11 protein-coding genes and 1 tRNA gene are annotated in these 15500 nt (G+C 62.7%); 6 read left to right on the top strand and 6 right to left on the bottom strand.

The window, feature by feature from the left end:
* Positions 1-38 precede the first annotated feature (38 nt).
* The 5 genes from gltB to HMP06_RS10450 form a co-directional block, all read right to left on the bottom strand.
* The gene (gene gltB, locus HMP06_RS10470) at positions 39-4556 is read right to left on the bottom strand and encodes a glutamate synthase large subunit (protein WP_176497035.1); all 4518 of its coding nucleotides are present in this window, start codon (positions 4554-4556) and stop codon (positions 39-41) included.
* Positions 4553-5323 carry a DUF2059 domain-containing protein gene (locus HMP06_RS10465; protein WP_176497034.1) on the bottom strand — a complete coding sequence of 257 codons (771 nt, stop codon included), beginning with the start codon at positions 5321-5323 and terminating at the stop codon, positions 4553-4555. The genes gltB and HMP06_RS10465 overlap by 4 nt, the downstream gene beginning before the upstream one ends.
* Entirely contained in the window at positions 5320-6762 is a 1443-nt protein-coding gene (locus tag HMP06_RS10460) for an NAD(P)-dependent oxidoreductase (protein ID WP_176497033.1), read from the bottom strand. Before HMP06_RS10460 ends, HMP06_RS10465 begins: the two co-directional genes overlap by 4 nt.
* A 154-nt stretch (positions 6763-6916) precedes the next feature.
* On the bottom strand, positions 6917-7726 hold the full coding sequence (locus HMP06_RS10455; protein ID WP_176497032.1) for an undecaprenyl-diphosphate phosphatase: 810 nt from the start codon (positions 7724-7726) through the stop codon (positions 6917-6919).
* Positions 7727-7749: 23 nt separating this feature from the next.
* Positions 7750-8682: a complex I NDUFA9 subunit family protein gene (locus HMP06_RS10450; protein ID WP_176497031.1), complete on the bottom strand. Its 933-nt coding sequence runs from the start codon at positions 8680-8682 to the stop codon at positions 7750-7752.
* A 139-nt stretch (positions 8683-8821) separates the two neighbouring features.
* Here HMP06_RS10450 and HMP06_RS10445 point away from each other — a divergent pair.
* Together HMP06_RS10445 and HMP06_RS10440 are read left to right on the top strand one after the other, a co-directional pair.
* A tRNA-Leu gene (locus HMP06_RS10445) sits at positions 8822-8908 on the top strand.
* Between the two features lie 174 nt (positions 8909-9082).
* Positions 9083-10318, top strand: a complete 1236-nt coding sequence (locus HMP06_RS10440; RefSeq protein ID WP_176497030.1) for a tyrosine-type recombinase/integrase — start codon at positions 9083-9085, stop codon at positions 10316-10318.
* A 90-nt stretch (positions 10319-10408) separates the two neighbouring features.
* On the opposite strand, the gene HMP06_RS10435 is transcribed toward HMP06_RS10440, so the two are convergent.
* Positions 10409-10846, bottom strand: coding sequence for a hypothetical protein (locus HMP06_RS10435; protein ID WP_176497029.1), 438 nt, complete (start codon positions 10844-10846; stop codon positions 10409-10411).
* Positions 10847-11030: 184 nt separating this feature from the next.
* On the opposite strand from HMP06_RS10435, the gene HMP06_RS10430 reads away from it, so the two are divergent.
* From HMP06_RS10430 to HMP06_RS10415, 4 genes are all read left to right on the top strand, one after another.
* On the top strand, positions 11031-11948 hold the full coding sequence (locus tag HMP06_RS10430) for a hypothetical protein (RefSeq protein ID WP_176497028.1): 918 nt from the start codon (positions 11031-11033) through the stop codon (positions 11946-11948).
* A 110-nt stretch (positions 11949-12058) separates the two neighbouring features.
* Positions 12059-12226 (top strand): helix-turn-helix domain-containing protein, encoded by a 168-nt coding sequence (locus HMP06_RS10425; RefSeq protein ID WP_176497027.1) that lies wholly within the window; start codon positions 12059-12061, stop codon positions 12224-12226.
* 563 nt (positions 12227-12789) lie between these two features.
* Positions 12790-14142, top strand: coding sequence for an IS1380 family transposase (locus HMP06_RS10420; protein ID WP_176495742.1), 1353 nt, complete (start codon positions 12790-12792; stop codon positions 14140-14142).
* Positions 14143-14360: 218 nt separating this feature from the next.
* Positions 14361-15455, top strand: coding sequence for a tyrosine-type recombinase/integrase (locus HMP06_RS10415; protein ID WP_176497026.1), 1095 nt, complete (start codon positions 14361-14363; stop codon positions 15453-15455).
* The last annotated feature ends 45 nt before the right edge of the window (positions 15456-15500 follow it).

The raw sequence follows: 15500 nt of genomic DNA, 5'->3' as shown, positions 1-15500 counted from the left end.
CGCGACGGAAGACGCTCGCGATGATTATCGCAACGCGCTCATTCCGCCGCGATCTGCACCTCCCGGTCATCGATCGGATGGCTCAGCCGAGTCAGCATTTCCTTCGGCACGACTTGCCAGAAATGCTCGACCACCCGGCCCCAATCGTCGAGCAATGCGCCCGACCATTTCGAATCGGTCGCGGCATGATGCGCGCGAACCAGGCCTAGCAAGGTCGCCTCCCAATGCAGCGACGACAGCCGGTTCCAGGTGATGTTCTCGGGGTTGGCACGGCGCGGAAAGCGGCCTTCGGGATCGTAGACGAACGCCATCCCCCCGGTCATGCCCGCCCCGAAATTCGCGCCGACCGTGCCGAGCACGACCGCGATGCCGCCGGTCATATACTCACAGCCGTTCGCACCACAGCCCTCGACCACGACGGTCGCGCCCGAATTGCGCACCGCGAAGCGCTCGCCCGCCTGGCCAGCCGCATAGAGGCTGCCCGAGGTCGCGCCGTAGAGCACGGTATTGCCGATGATCGTATTGTCCTGGCTCGCGAGCGGCGACGAGACGACCGGGCGCACCGCGATGATGCCGCCGGAGAGGCCCTTGCCGACATAGTCATTGGCATCACCGAACACTTCGAGCGTCACGCCCTTGCACAGGAATGCGCCGAGGCTCTGCCCCGCGGAGCCACGCAGCCGGACATGGACATGCCCGTCGGCCAGTGCCGACATGCCGAAGGTCCGGGTGATCTCGCTCGACAAACGCGTGCCGACCGCACGGTGCGTGTTGCGCACCGAATAGGTGAGCTGCATCTTCTCGCGCCGGCTGAACACTGCGGCGGCATCCTTAAGAATCTGCGCGTCGAGGCTGTCGGGGACTTCGTTGCGGCGCCCGGTCAGGCTGAAGCGGCGCTGATCGTCGGGCGCATCGACCTTGGCGAGGATCGGGTTGAGGTCGAGATCGTCGAGATGCTCCGCCCCGCGGCTGACCTGACGCAGCAATTCGGTGCGACCGATCACTTCGTCGAGGCTGCGGAAGCCCAGCCGGGCGAGGATGTCGCGCACTTCCTCGGCGATGAAGGTCATCAAATTGATGACCTTTTCGGGCGTGCCGGTGAATTTCGCGCGCAGCGCCTCATTCTGCGTGCAGACGCCGACCGGGCAGGTGTTCGAATGGCATTGCCGCACCATGATGCAGCCCATCGCCACCAGGCTGAGCGTGCCGATGCCGAACTCCTCCGCCCCCAGGATCGCGGCGATAACGATGTCGCGCCCGGTCTTGAGCCCGCCATCGGTGCGCAGCTTGATCCGCCCGCGCAAGCCATTGAGCGTCAGCGTCTGGTTGACCTCCGACAGACCCATTTCCCACGGCGTCCCGGCATATTTGATGCTGGTTTGCGGCGAGGCACCCGTGCCGCCGACATGCCCGGCGATCAGGATGACGTCGGCATGCGCCTTCGCCACACCCGCCGCGACCGTGCCGATGCCCGCGGAGGACACCAGCTTCACGCACACCCGCGCGACCGGGTTGATCTGCTTCAGGTCATAGATGAGCTGCGCCAGATCCTCGATCGAGTAAATATCGTGATGCGGCGGCGGGGAGATCAGCGTCACCCCCGGCGTTGCATGGCGCAGCTTGGCGATGAACTCGGTCACCTTGAAGCCGGGCAATTGCCCACCCTCGCCGGGCTTTGCCCCTTGCGCGACCTTGATCTCGATCTCGTCGCACGCGTTGAGATATTCCGCCGTCACGCCGAAGCGGCCGCTGGCGATTTGCTTCACCCCCGAATTGGCGTTGTCGCCATTGGCATAGGGCTGATAGCGCGCGCTGTCCTCGCCGCCTTCGCCCGACACGGCCTTCGCGCCGATCCGGTTCATCGCGATCGCCAGCGTCTCATGCGCCTCGGGGCTTAGCGCGCCGAGCGACATGCCCGGCGTCACGAAGCGCTTGCGGATCTCGGTGATCGCCTCGACCTGATCGACCGCGACGCCCTCTGCCGGGAAATTGAACTGCAGCAAATCGCGCAGATAGACGGGCGGCAAACTCTCCACGCCGCGCGAGAATTGCAGATAGGTCGAGTAGCTGTCGGTCGCGACCGCGTTCTGCAACAAGTGCATCAACTGCGCCGAATAAGCATGCGTCTCGCCAGTATGCCGCTGGCGATAGAAGCCGCCGATCGGCAGCGTCGCGACGGCCTCGTCATACGCCTTGTCGTGCCGCAACTGCGCGTTGAGGTGGAGCGAGGCATAGCCCTCGCCCGAAATCTTCGCGGGCATCCCCGGGAACAGATCGTTGACCAGCGCGCGCGAGAGGCCAACCGCCTCGAAATTATAGCCGCCGCGGTACGAGGAGATCACCGCGATCCCCATCTTCGAGATGATCTTGAGCAGACCCTCTTCCACCGCGGTGCGATGCCGCGAAAGGCACTGGTCGAGCGTCAGATCGCCGAACAACCCCCGCGCCTGCCGATCGGCGATCGAGGCCTCGGCGAGGTAGGCGTGCACCGTCGTCGCGCCGACGCCGATCAGCACCGCATAATAATGCGTGTCGAGGCATTCGGCGGTCTGCACGTTGATGCTGGCGTAGGAGCGCAAGCCCATCCGAACGAGGTGCGTGTGCACGGCCGCTGCCGCCAGCACACCGGCAATGCCGATCCGCTCGGGGCCGATCGTGCGGTCGGTCAGGAACAATTCGGTCCGCCCCTCGCGCACCGCCGTCACCGCTTCGGCGCGGATTCGCGCGATCGCGGCGCGCAGCGTTTCCGGCCCGCCACCGGCTTCGAAGGTGCAGTCGATCACCGCCGCCTGCGTGCCGAAATGCCCCTTCAGCCGCGCCCAGTCGGACCCGGTCAGGACGGGGGATTCGAGCACCAGCACGCCGTCGCGCCGATCCTCGGTATCGAGGATGTTGGCGAGATTGCCGAAGCGCGTCTTGAGCGACATCACGTGGCGTTCGCGCAACGGGTCGATCGGCGGGTTGGTGACTTGGCTGAAATTCTGCCGGAAGAACTGGCTGATCAGCCGTGGCTTGTCGGAAATGACCGCGAGCGGCGTATCGTCGCCCATCGATCCGATCGCTTCCTTCGCCCCCTCGACCATTGGCGACAGGATCAACTCCATATCCTCGATCGTCTGCCCGGCGGCGACCTGACGGCGGGTGAGTTCGGCGCGCTCGAAGCGGACGATCGTCTCGCCCGCTGGCATCGGCAAATCGTCGATCGTCGTGAACGCACCGATCATCGCGGTATAATCGGCCTCGCCCGCGATCCGGTCCTTCACCGCGCGGTCGTGCAGCAACACGCCTTCGTCGAGGTCCACCGCGATCATCTCGCCCGGCCCTAAGCGGCCCTTCTCGATGATCGTCGATTCAGGGACGACGACCATCCCGCTTTCCGACCCGACGATCAGCAACCCGTCGATCGTGCGGACGTAGCGCAGCGGGCGGAGCGCATTGCGGTCCATGCCCGCAACGGCCCAGCGGCCATCGGTCATCGCGAGGGCAGCGGGGCCGTCCCACGGCTCCATCACGCTCGCCAGATATTGATACATCGCAAGATGCTCGGCCGGCATGTCGCTATTGGGTGCCATCGCTTCGGGCACCAGCATCAGCTTGGCGGTCGGCGCATCGCGGCCCGATCGGCAAATCGCCTCGAACACCGCGTCGAGCGCGGCGGTGTCGGATGCACCCGCCGGGATCACCGGCTTGATGTCCTCAGAATGCTCGCCGAACGACAGGCTCGCCATCTTGATCTCATGGCTGAGCATCCAGTTCTTGTTGCCGCGGATCGTGTTGATCTCGCCATTGTGCGCCAGGCAGCGGAACGGCTGCGCCAGCCACCATTGCGGGAAGGTGTTGGTCGAATAGCGCTGGTGAAAGATCGCCACGCGGCTTTCAAACCGCATGTCGCGCAGATCGGGATAGAAAACCGACAGGCTCTCGGCCAGGAACAGCCCCTTGTAGATGATCGACACGCACGACAGGCTGCAAATGTAGAAGCCCTGGATCTGCGCCGCGATCACGCGCTTCTCGATCCGGCGGCGGACAAGATAGAGGTTCTTCTCGAACTCGGCGGCGCTGGCATCGTCGGGCAGGGGGCCGGCGATCATGATCTGCTCGATCTCGGGACGGGTGGCGAGGCCCTTCTGCCCGATTACCGAGACATCGACCGGCACTTGCCGCCAGCCATAGATGGTATAGCCCTCGTCGATGATCACGCTCTCGATGATCGTCCGGCACGCTTCCTGCGCGCCAAGATCGGTACGCGGCAGGAAGATCATCCCGACCGCGAGCCGGTTGGGCAGCGGCTTGTGGCCCGATGCGGCGATCGCATCGTCGAAGAATTTGAGCGGGAGGTCGATGTGGAGCCCGGCGCCGTCGCCGGTCTTGCCATCGGCATCGACCGCGCCACGGTGCCACACGGCCTTCAGCGCATCGATCGCGGATTGCACGACACGGCGCGACGGCGTGCCATCGGTCGCGGCGACGAGGCCAACGCCACACGCATCGCCCTCGAATTCTGGACGGTACATGCCGTGTTCGGCAAGGCGGAGGCGTTCGGTTTCGGTGGTCATCGCTTGGCCTTTTTGGCATGCGCATCGGAAGCGTTCAGGAACGGAGCCATCGCCGCCGCAGTTGCGTCCGCGATACGTTTCTCGGCCGTAGTATCGCGCTCATTGCTCCAATCGGCCGCGATCTTCAGCATTTCCGGGTTCAGTTCACGAACCTTCAGTCCGAGCGGCGTGAAGGTGAAATTGGAGAGCGCTGTGCGGTCTTCCGATGTCGCATTGGCGGCAGCCTTTGTTGCCGAGGCCGAGAGTGTCGCGCTTAACTCGCCCGCCTCGATCTTGCGATCCGGCTCCGCGATCTGCTTATCTACGAGTGCAGAAGGATCGATCCCTTTAAGAGTCGCCTGGACGAGCCGCTGCCCGGCCGCACTCTGATAAAACTCTAATGTCTGGCGCAATTCTGCCACTGAAAGTCGGCGAGCATATGCCGCGCCCATTCGTGACCAAAGGATCGGCAACCGCTCTCGCATGATCGTCATTGTGGTCGATCGAATCGCTTCTGACCCCGCAGTGGTAAAGCCGGGATGGTCCTTTTCCATCGCCGCGATGTTTGGGTCGGCGGCAAGCATCTTTTGAAGCATTGTGCGGACAACGGTGTCTAGGCCCGCTAACGTTTCCTTTTCCGGATTGAGCATCTTTGCGATTTCTATCCCGCTCGCGAGCCCTTCTGGTGACGCATCGGCCAGGGCGCGGGCTGCCGGAATCGCGGTGGAAGGTACCGCTCCCGGATCGCTCAGCGACGCTAGCACGACGAGCAGAAGATAGACACTCACGCCGCTTTCCTTCCAGCCTTCGCCTTCGCCTTCAGATACTTGTGCATCGTCGCCGCGACATCACGCCCGTCGCGGATTGCCCACACCACAAGCGAGGCACCACGTACAATGTCGCCCGCCGCGAACACGCCGTCGAGGCTCGTCATCAGCGTCTTATTGTCGACCAGCACGGTGCCCCAGCGCGTGACGCCAAGCTCGCGCGCGCCGAACAGCGTCGGCAGATCCTCGGCATCAAAGCCGAGCGCCTTGATCACCAGATCGGCGGGCACGTCGAACCCGCCAGCCGGATCGATCTCGGGCGCGCGGCGGCCGCTCGCATCGGGCGCGCCGAGCCGCATTGCGCTCGCCTTGACGCCCGTCACCGTCTCGCCGCCGACGAAGCTTTCGGGGGCGGAAAGCCAGACGAATTCGACGCCTTCCTCCTCGGCATTGTTCACTTCACGCTGTGATCCCGGCATGTTCGCGCGGTCGCGGCGGTAGAGGCATTTTACCGAAGCCGCGCCTTGGCGGACGGCGGTGCGGACGCAATCCATCGCGGTATCGCCGCCGCCGATCACCACGACATGCTTGCCCTCGGCATTCAAACTGCCGTCGTCGAACGCGGGGACGGCGTCGCCAAAGCCCTTGCGGTTGGACGCGGTCAGGAAGTCGAGCGCGTCGATCACGCCTTCGGCCTCGACGCCCGGCGCCTTGATCGCGCGCGCGCGGTACACGCCGGTCGCGATCAGCACCGCATCGTGGCGCTGGCGCAACTCGTCCATGCTCGCATCGCGCCCGACTTCGAAGCTGTGGTGGAACACGATCCCGCCCGCCTTCAACCGCTCGACGCGGCGCATGACGACGGGCTTTTCCAGCTTGAAACCGGGGATGCCATAGGTCAGCAGCCCGCCCGCCCGATCGTAGCGATCGTAGACATGCACGTCATAGCCGTTGACGCGCAGATATTCCGCCGCGCTCAGGCCCGCCGGGCCCGCGCCGATCACCGCGACCGACTGGCCCCGCGCCGCGCCGGGGACAAGTGGCTCGACCCAGCCTTCTTCCCACGCGGTGTCGGTGATGAATTTCTCGACCGCGCCGATCGTCACCGCGCCGTGGCCGGAGAATTCGATCACGCAATTGCCTTCGCACAGCCGGTCCTGCGGGCAGATGCGGCCGCAAATCTCGGGCATGGTCGAGGTTGAATTGCTGAGTTCGTACGCCTCGCGCAGACGGCCTTCGGCGGTCAGCCGCAGCCAGTCGGGGATGTGGTTGTGCAGCGGGCAATGGACCGAGCAATAGGGCACGCCGCATTGCGAGCAGCGACCGGCCTGGTCCTCCGCGTCGGGTGCCGCATAGCGGTCAGCGATCTCGCGAAAATCCTCCGCGCGCAACTCGGGCTCGCGCTTCGCCGGATAGGCTTGCTCGCGATCGACGAACTTCAAGAGCGACGTATCAGCCATGAGGACCCTTTCGGGAGCGCCGATACCGTCAATATTTGGCGCTGTCACGCACAAAACGTATTTCTAGTCAGTAATGCTGACCTATTTGAGCAGGTCGCTTACCCCGGCGGCGGTCGCGGCGATCATCTCTATCATTAATAGGTCCGAAATGAGACTATAATGTAGCAAGCCAGATCAGTGCTGCGGTTCCGGCGACGATGCGGTACCAGGCGAACGGCACGAAGCCGTAGCGCGTGACCACGCCGACGAACCCCTTCACGACGATCACCGCGACAAGGAAGGCGACCGCAAAGCCGAGCGCGATCGCGCCGAAGCCAACCCCGCTCCCGCTCATCAACGCCTCGCGATTCTTGACCAGTTCGAGCGTGGTCGCGCCGAGCATCGTCGGGATCGCGAGGAAAAAGCTGAATTCCGCCGCCGTCCGCCGCTCGACCCCCAATGCGAGCGCACCCAGGATCGTCGCGCCCGACCGGCTCACCCCCGGCACCATCGCCATACATTGCAGAAAGCCGATCCCGACGACCTTGCCGAGCGGGATATCGGCGACCCCGACGATGTCGCTCTTGGGCGCAAAGCGCTCGACCGCGATGATCGCGAAACCGCCGACGATCAGCGCGATCGACACGACCTCGGCGTTCCCGAGCAGGGCTTCGATATATTTGTGGATCGCGAGGCCAATCACGGCGGCGGGCACGAACGCCACCAGCACGTTGCGCACGAAACGGATCGATACCGGGTCGCGCTTCAACAGCCCCAGACCAACCGCCCAGAACGTCCGCCAATACAGCACGACGATCGCCAGGATCGACCCCAATTGGATCACGATGTTGAACACCGCCCATTTCTCGGCATCGTAACCCAGCAATTTGGTCGCGAGAATCAAATGCCCGGTCGAGGAGACCGGCAGGAATTCCGTCACCCCCTCGACGATGCCGAGCAGGATGATGCTGATGATGTCGATCACGAAAGTCCCCTATCGAGCCTTGCTCATTCGGCCGTCGGTGCCGCGAAGCGGCCACCCTTGCGGTAGCGTACGAGCCAGCCGCTTGCGACCGCATCGAGCGGGGTCGGTGTGATGCCGAGCGACTTTAGCCCATCGGTGCCCGCAACGACATTGTCGTTTGCCAACATCTTCCACTGGTCCGCCGTGATCGGCGCACCGGGCAGAAAGCCCAAGGTGGCAATTGCCGCACCGATCGCGTCGGGCAATTCGATGATCGCCCGCTTGCGACCGGTAGCCTTGGCGATCCAGCGCACAAGCGCACCCATCGACAAGATATCCGGGCCGCCGAGCTCGAGCGTCTTGCCCGCTGCCAGCTCAGGGTACGCCAACGCCGCCACCACCGCCTCGGCCACATCCCCGACATAAACCGGCTGGAATTTGGTGCCGGCGCGTAGCACCGGCACGACCGGCGCGCTCGCGATCATCGCGGCGAAGCGATTGACGAACTGATCTTCGCGCCCGAAAACAATCGACGGCCGCAGGATCGTCGCCGCCGGGAATGCCGCGCGCACCGCCGCCTCGCCTTCGCCCTTGGAGCGGCCATAGGCCGAGTCCGACGCTGGATCTGCCCCGATCGCGGAGACATGGACCAACGCGCCGACACTGGCCTGCGCTGCGGCCTCGGCAACGATTCGTGCACCCTCGACCTGAATCTTCTGGAAATTTCCGTTCAGGATTCCGACCAGATTGACCACGGCGTCCGACCCCGCGACCGCATGAGCGATCGATTCGGGCTTTGACAGGTCGGCCGCGACGAATTGCGTCTGACCAAGGCCACCCAGCGGCTTCAGGAAAAAGGCCCGCCGCGGATCACGTTGCGCGATTCGCACCCGTGCCCCGCGCGCGAGCAACGCCTGCGCGACGTAACGGCCGAGAAACCCCCCGCCGCCGATCAGCGTAACCAATCTGTCCTTCATGTGCGCTGTACCCTTGGCGTAAAAAATCCCGGTCGCGGACCCTTGCCCCAGCACGCCACGTGTTGACAAGGCCAAGTCCGCGGCCTTAAGGGCCGCTCCCTACCGGATGTTTACGGCCTTCGTGCCTCGACACTCTCGTGCCCGGATGGCGGAATTGGTAGACGCACCAGCTTCAGGTGCTGGCGCTCGCAAGGGCGTGGAGGTTCGAGTCCTCTTCCGGGCACCATTTCCCTATTCGTCGATGCCCGCGAAAGGTTGAAAAAACCGCAGAAATCCACTAGTTTATCCCTCGCATTGACCGCTCCCGGTTGCTGGCGTTCGCCGACAATCGCGGAAAAGTGGGGGCCTTTTTGGGGGCCTTTCGCCAGCGGCCATTCGCACCGATGCGAAAGGGACGAACATGGCGTTGACCGACACGGCGATCCGGCTGGTGAAAGCAGGGGAAAGCGACCGCAAGCTGGCCGATGAAAAGGGCCTCTACCTTCTCGTAACCACCACCGGGTCAAAGCTCTGGCGGCTGAAGTACCGGATCGGCGGCAAGGAAAAGAAGCTTGCGCTAGGGTCCTATCCCGAAGTCAGTTTGAAGGACGCGCGGACGAAACGCGACGAAGCACGCAAAGCGGCGCAAGCGGGCAGCGACCCGGCGCTGGCAAAGCGAGAGGCGCGAATCGCGCAACGGGTCGCAACCGCGAACACCTTTGCCGCAATTGCCGACGAGTATATCGACAAGCTGGAGGCCGAAGGGCGGGCCGAAGTGACGGTCGCGAAAACGCGGTGGCTGTTGTCGAAGCTTTCCCCGTCGCTGGGCACGCGCCCCATTGCTGAGATCACACCGCACGAATTGCTGGCGGTCCTGCGCAAATCGGAGCGCGCGGGACAGCGCGAGACGGCGCGGCGGTTACGATCCTTTTCCAGCCGCGTGTTTCGTTACGCGGTGGCCACCGCCCGCGCTACCAGCGACCCCGCGCAGCCGCTTCAGGGTGCGCTAGTCTCGCCAGTTGCAAAGCACCATGCCGCCATTATTGATCCGATCGCATTCGGTGGGTTGCTGCGCGCGATAATTGATTATTCCGGCCAGCCGATCACAACGCTGGCGATGCGCTTCACCGCCAACGTGTTCCAGCGTCCCGGCGAAGTGCGGCAAGCCGAGTGGAGCGAAATCGACTTCGACGCGGCGGTCTGGACGATCCCGGCGGCGCGGATGAAGCAACGCCAGCCGCACCGCGTGCCGTTGTCGCGCCAAGCCGTCACTATATTGCGTGAAGCCGCCGCACTTTCAGCGAACAGTAAATACGTATTCCCGAAGCTCGGGTCGCCGCTCAAACCAATGTGCGAAAACGCGATCAACCAAGCGTTGCGGCGGATGGGGTTTGGCGCGGACGTGATGACTGCGCACGGCTTCCGCTCCACCGCATCGACGCTCTTGAATGAAAGCGGCAAGTGGAATCCCGACACGATCGAACGCGCGTTGTCACATGCCGAGGCCAATCAAGTCCGCGCTGCGTATCACCGGGGCGCGCACTGGGCGGAACGGGTTGAGATGGCGCAATGGTGGAGCGATCATCTAGACACATTGCGAGACGGCGCGACTGTTCTACGCCTTCCGGATCGCGCAAACGGCGGGAATGTCCGGTAGTGGTTGGGAAAGCGGACCGGCGGCTGCCGCCCAGTTTTCGCCGCTCAGAATGATCTAATTTGCACCCGATTGCGGACGTTTTAGATTGCCTTATTTTTTCACAAACCTGTAGTCGGTGAAATCGCTGACCCCAAAAAGATGCAATGCCTCTGCGTTATGAATGGCTGGTCGTGCTTCGCTATTGTTGTTGAATGGCACATAATCTGCGTATCCGGACAAGGTAATCTCAGAGTCCTTCACGCCTATTTTGCGATCCACAGATATAAAGTAGCCTGTATCATTGTAATAGACTCTGTAATGAGCCTTATTATTCCCCGAGACTAAAAGTCCATTTTGCAGCACTACAGGCGGACAACAGGCGTTTACATAGGTGCCATTTGCCCACGCTTGAGAAGTCGGCTCGCGTCGCGGCGATACTATATAGATCAGGCCAAAGATTATGAGGCCTGCCGGTATAAATACTAACGCCAGAGCCTTCCCCATGGCCTGCCTCGTCGCCTCGTCCTCCGGGGTGTTTTTCCAGCGCATCCGCGCGATTTACCTGTGATCGATGACGTCGGCAACGTCCGCTAAAGGTGATCGAATTTCGGAAAGCCGCCGGACCGTTTCCCACCATTCCCGGACGTTTGTGATCGCTTTCCCTGACACGCGATTTGCCCGCCTTCCGTAGGACGCGCTTGCGGTCAGTGACCCGCGCTGGTTACTTAACTGGATGACGGAACATTGGGTCAGTGCGGCGCAGGCGCTTGAACTAGCAGGATCAAGCATGGCGCTTTGCGGGCGGCTTCGAGCGGGGCTAATCAAATCTCGCGCCCGCTTATTGATGGTCGATGATGATCGGCATGACGATGCGCTAGTACCGCAAGATTTTTGGTGGGCGGATGGGCACGAGGCGCTCGAACAAGATTGGGTATCGGGCGACTTTGCGACGTGGATCGACCACTCGGCGCATTGGCGAGCGTTCGGAGTGACATTCGGCTTGTCGGAGGTACTGGAGATGCTGCCATTCGAGCGTCGCGGTGTCGTGGCACGCTCCTTGTCAGTTGCCGGAAATGCGAATTGGGTCTCGGCTAAAGCCGCCCGACAATTTGCTTATAATGAAGCGGGAGTAAATCCTGCGAAAGCCGGAATGGCGCTAATTCAACAAGCTCGGCTCGGTTTCCTAATCGCTCGCGCGGTCCGCGCTGAGGCGTTCAAAGGCGACCGATATGAAGTGCAATGTATTTGGGAGCGACGCGAATGGGATATCCCTGTCTGGTTTTGGGAAGGCTTCACATCGGGCGGGTCGAGCGCGCAAGATTGGGAGATCGGTCAGTTTTCCGGGCGGGGTCGATCGCCCGATGGAATACGCTCGATCACCCTCACAAATGTGTATTTCCACCACGAATCGCTCAACGCCATGGTGCCGCCACGCTTTCAGACGCCCCCCGCCGATGCCGCGCCACTGCAAGTTAAGTTGGCGTTAGCGGAAGCGTCGCTGAAGGACTGGTGGGAGAAAAAATCCAAAGTTCGCGAGTCGTTGAGCGAGGCTGAATTGCTAACACTGGTGAGGGCCGCATATCCCAGCAATCACATTTCGCGCGACCGGGTGCGAGATTTGATGGGACCAAGAAAAACAGGGCCAAAGTAATTTCGCCGAAATCTGCCGCGCAATCGCCGCGAAACTAGCCGCGAAACTTCGCATGGCAGAAATGATCCGTCGCGTCCGCTGGTGTTCATGCGGGCAATGGAGCGACAATCATGGAACCTTTGGCAGTCTCAATTAACGACACCGCAAAAGCGCTTAGCCTTGGGCGAACGTCGATTTACGCGCTTATTGCGGAGGGCAAGCTCGAAGCGTTCAAGCTAGGTCGCCGGACTCTGGTTAAAGCCGAGTCAATCCGCCGACTGATCGACGGGCAGGGTTGAAGGGCACCGCGATGGCGACCCGCCGTGCAAACCCTTATCGCGTGAAGCTCCACCGTAGCTACAGCGTGCCGGAATTGTCGGCGTGCCTGAAGGTTCACGCCAACACAGTCCGCGAATGGCAGCGCGCTGGCCTTAAGCCGATCGATAAGGCCAATCCGATGCTGTTCCAAGGGGCCGCTGTCCGCGCGTTCCTAAGCAAGAGAAATGCTGATCGTAAGCGACCGTGCGGGTCAGGTTTGATATACTGTTTCCGATGCCGCGTACCTTGCGCGCCCGCGCTGGGAATGGTCGATTATGTCCCGCTTACTACCGCCAGCGGCAACCTCCGCGCGCTGTGTGAGACGTGCGGGGGGATGATGCACCGCCGCGCCCGCCGTGCCGATCTGCACCGGATCATGCCCGCGATCGACATTCGGATTCTGGAGGTAACGCCACGCTTAACCCGGATTATTCATCGGGAGCGATAATCGGTGGTGGCGATCGTGGTCTAAGTCTTTGGTTTGGAGTAGAGAAAGGGTGCTTACGCCATCCCTCTGCTCCAGACAGAAAGTGCCACGACCGCCATGGCCGACGATAGTGGGTTCTCCTTCACCTTCCCAGCCATTCGTGGTCGAAAAATCACCGCCGCGTTCGACGGCGGTCGGCTGACGTCGGACGGCGGCGTGCTACTGCTCGCACAGGCCGAGCGGCGGTTGGGGATCGCGGATCGGCTCGCCGCCTGCATCGCTGATCCGCGCGATCAGGGTCGGGTGATCCACCGGGTCGCCGACATCTTGCGCGCCCGCATGCTCGCGATCTCGTGTGGGTATGAAGACGCCAATGATCTCGACGCCCTGCGGCATGATCCAGGGTTCAAGCTGGCGCTCGGCAAACTGCCGGGTGATCCGTTCGGGCTGGCCAGCCAGCCGACGATGAGCCGGTGGGAAAACGCGCCGACTACGCGCGAGTTGATCCGTCTGACCGGTACGCTGGTCGACCTTTATTGCGCGAGCTACCCCGTGCCACCTGCGGCGGTGACGCTCGACATCGATGATACCGTCGACGTCGTACACGGCGCGCAGCAGCTCTCTTTCTGGAACGGCCACTACGGCGAGCGCTGCTTCCTGCCGATCCATGTCTACGACACCGCTACCGGGCGGCCGGTTGCGATGCTGCTGCGCACCGGCAAAACGCCGTCGGGCAAGGAAGTCGCCGGCCATGTTCGCCGGCTCGTGCGACGTATCCGTCGCCACTGGCCCGATACCCGGATCACGCTGCGCGGCGATGGTCATTACGGTCGGCCAGAGCCGATGGCCTGGTGCGAGGCGAACGGAATCGACTACATCTTCGGGCTGCCCGGCAACCGCACGCTCCACGCCGATCCCGTCATCGTTCGGGAAGGCGATGCCTGCGCGACCGACCGGGCATTGCAGGGACTGGTCGAACTAAGGCGTTACGCAGAGACGCGCTACGCTGCGAAAACCTGGGGGAATACCGAACGTCGCGTCGTTGCTCGCATCGAGGCGAGCAGCCTCGGCCTCGACATCCGCCTCGTTGTCACCTCGCTTGCCGAGGGCAGCGCTGAACGGATCTATGACACGCTTTACTGCGCCCGCGGCCAGGCGGAAAACTTGATCAAGCTGCATAAAACGCAGCTGAAGAGCGACCGAACCTCCTGCTGCTCGGCCAACGCCAATCAGATGCGGCTCATCCTTCACACCGCCGCCTACTGGCTGATGTGGGCCGTGCGGCACGCTATGCCCGCAACCGCCACGCTCCGCACCGCCGAGTTCGCGACCATCCGCCTGCGGCTGCTCAAGGTCGCCGCGCGCGTCGTCGAAACCACCAGCCGCATCCGCATCGCCTTCGCAAGCGCCTGTCCCGATGCCGCGCTGTTCCGATCCATCGCGCTCAACTTGCGCACCACGGGACCATGATCGATGCGGCAGTGGCCGCCAAACGAACCCCGCCCATCAACTCCGCCCCAAACTGTGAACCCGCGATGAGACAGGCGCTTGGGACCCATGCGCCCTGCCTGCGGCTACACGACGCCTGCGCTGACCCATCGGCTGAGAAACGCTGCCGGTGAATAGATCAGGTTAAAGGGGAGCGCTCCGCCCTCCCTAAACAGTGAAGTGGAAAGGCAACCGACGACATGATGAAACACAACGCGGCAAATGAGCGGATCAAGCGCGATTACTTCCGTTACCTGGTGGACGCAAAACGACAGGACGAAGCCACGATCGATGGCGTCGCCAAGTCCCTTGCGCGGTTCGAGGAATCGACCAAGGCGCGCGACTTCAAACGATTTCACCGCGAACAGGCGATGGCGTTCAAGGCCAAGCTTGCCGATGCCGCCAACGCGCGGACTGGCGAACGACTGAGCAAGGCGACGCTCAATTCCACCATGCGCGACTTGCGGGCTTTCTTCTTTTGGCTGGCGCACGTTCCCGGTTTCAAGTCGCATATCCAATATGCCGATGCCGATTATTTCAACCTCAGTCACAAGGATGTGGCGGTCGCCACGGCGGTGCGCGAAAAGCCGGTGCCGACGCTGGAACAGGTTCACCATGTCTTGTCCGCGATGCCGGTCGCTACCGATCTGCAACGGCGCGACCGGGCGCTATTGGCGTTCACCGCATTGACCGGCGCACGAGTACGGGCGCTTTCATCGTTCCAGCTCCGGCACGTCGATCTGGCGGGCGGCTATGTCGAACAGGATGCACGAGCGGTTCGGACCAAATTCGCGAAGACGTTCCGAACCTATTTCAAACCCATCGGCGGCGACGCGCTCGCGATCCTTGCGGCATGGTGCGAGGAACTGACCCGCGATCATTTATGGAGTGCCAGCGATCCGCTGTTCCCGGCGTCGCACGTGGGGCTGGACGAAAGCGGGAGCTTTATTGCGACCAAACTATCCCGAAATGGCTGGACCACGACATCGCCGATTCGCGACATATTCCGGCGTGCGTTCGCGGCGGCGGGGTTGCCCTACTTCAATCCGCATAGCTTTCGCGACATGCTGGTGCGTTTCGGCATGTCGCTCGACCTATCAGCGGAGGCCATGAAGGCATGGTCGCAAAATCTTGGCCATGCCGACGTGCTGACCACCTTTACCAGCTACGGCACCGTCCCGACGCATCGACAAGGCGAACTGATCCGCGCGGCGGGAAGGTCGCACTCAGCAAATGATCTTATGGACGATCCGACTGTCCGCGCCCTGATCGTGGCAATTCAGCGAAAGGCCTGACCCACCTTGCCCGCGTGGTATGGCCCCCGCTAAGCTGTCCGTTGA

This window comes from Sphingomonas sp. HMP6, assembly GCF_013374095.1.
Classification (GTDB): Bacteria; Pseudomonadota; Alphaproteobacteria; order Sphingomonadales; family Sphingomonadaceae; genus Sphingomonas.
This window is presented reverse-complemented; position numbering and strand designations above follow the sequence as displayed.

Coding starts and splice junctions, on each gene's coding strand:
- gltB (WP_176497035.1), bottom strand. CDS start 4,556: ATGACCACCGAAACCGAACGCCTCCGCCTTGCCGAACACGGCATGTAC.
- HMP06_RS10460 (WP_176497033.1), bottom strand. CDS start 6,762: ATGGCTGATACGTCGCTCTTGAAGTTCGTCGATCGCGAGCAAGCCTAT.
- HMP06_RS10450 (WP_176497031.1), bottom strand. CDS start 8,682: ATGAAGGACAGATTGGTTACGCTGATCGGCGGCGGGGGGTTTCTCGGC.
- HMP06_RS10440 (WP_176497030.1), top strand. CDS start 9,083: ATGGCGTTGACCGACACGGCGATCCGGCTGGTGAAAGCAGGGGAAAGC.
- HMP06_RS10435 (WP_176497029.1), bottom strand. CDS start 10,846: ATGCGCTGGAAAAACACCCCGGAGGACGAGGCGACGAGGCAGGCCATG.
- HMP06_RS10430 (WP_176497028.1), top strand. CDS start 11,031: ATGACGGAACATTGGGTCAGTGCGGCGCAGGCGCTTGAACTAGCAGGA.
- HMP06_RS10425 (WP_176497027.1), top strand. CDS start 12,059: ATGGAACCTTTGGCAGTCTCAATTAACGACACCGCAAAAGCGCTTAGC.
- HMP06_RS10420 (WP_176495742.1), top strand. CDS start 12,790: ATGGCCGACGATAGTGGGTTCTCCTTCACCTTCCCAGCCATTCGTGGT.
- HMP06_RS10415 (WP_176497026.1), top strand. CDS start 14,361: ATGATGAAACACAACGCGGCAAATGAGCGGATCAAGCGCGATTACTTC.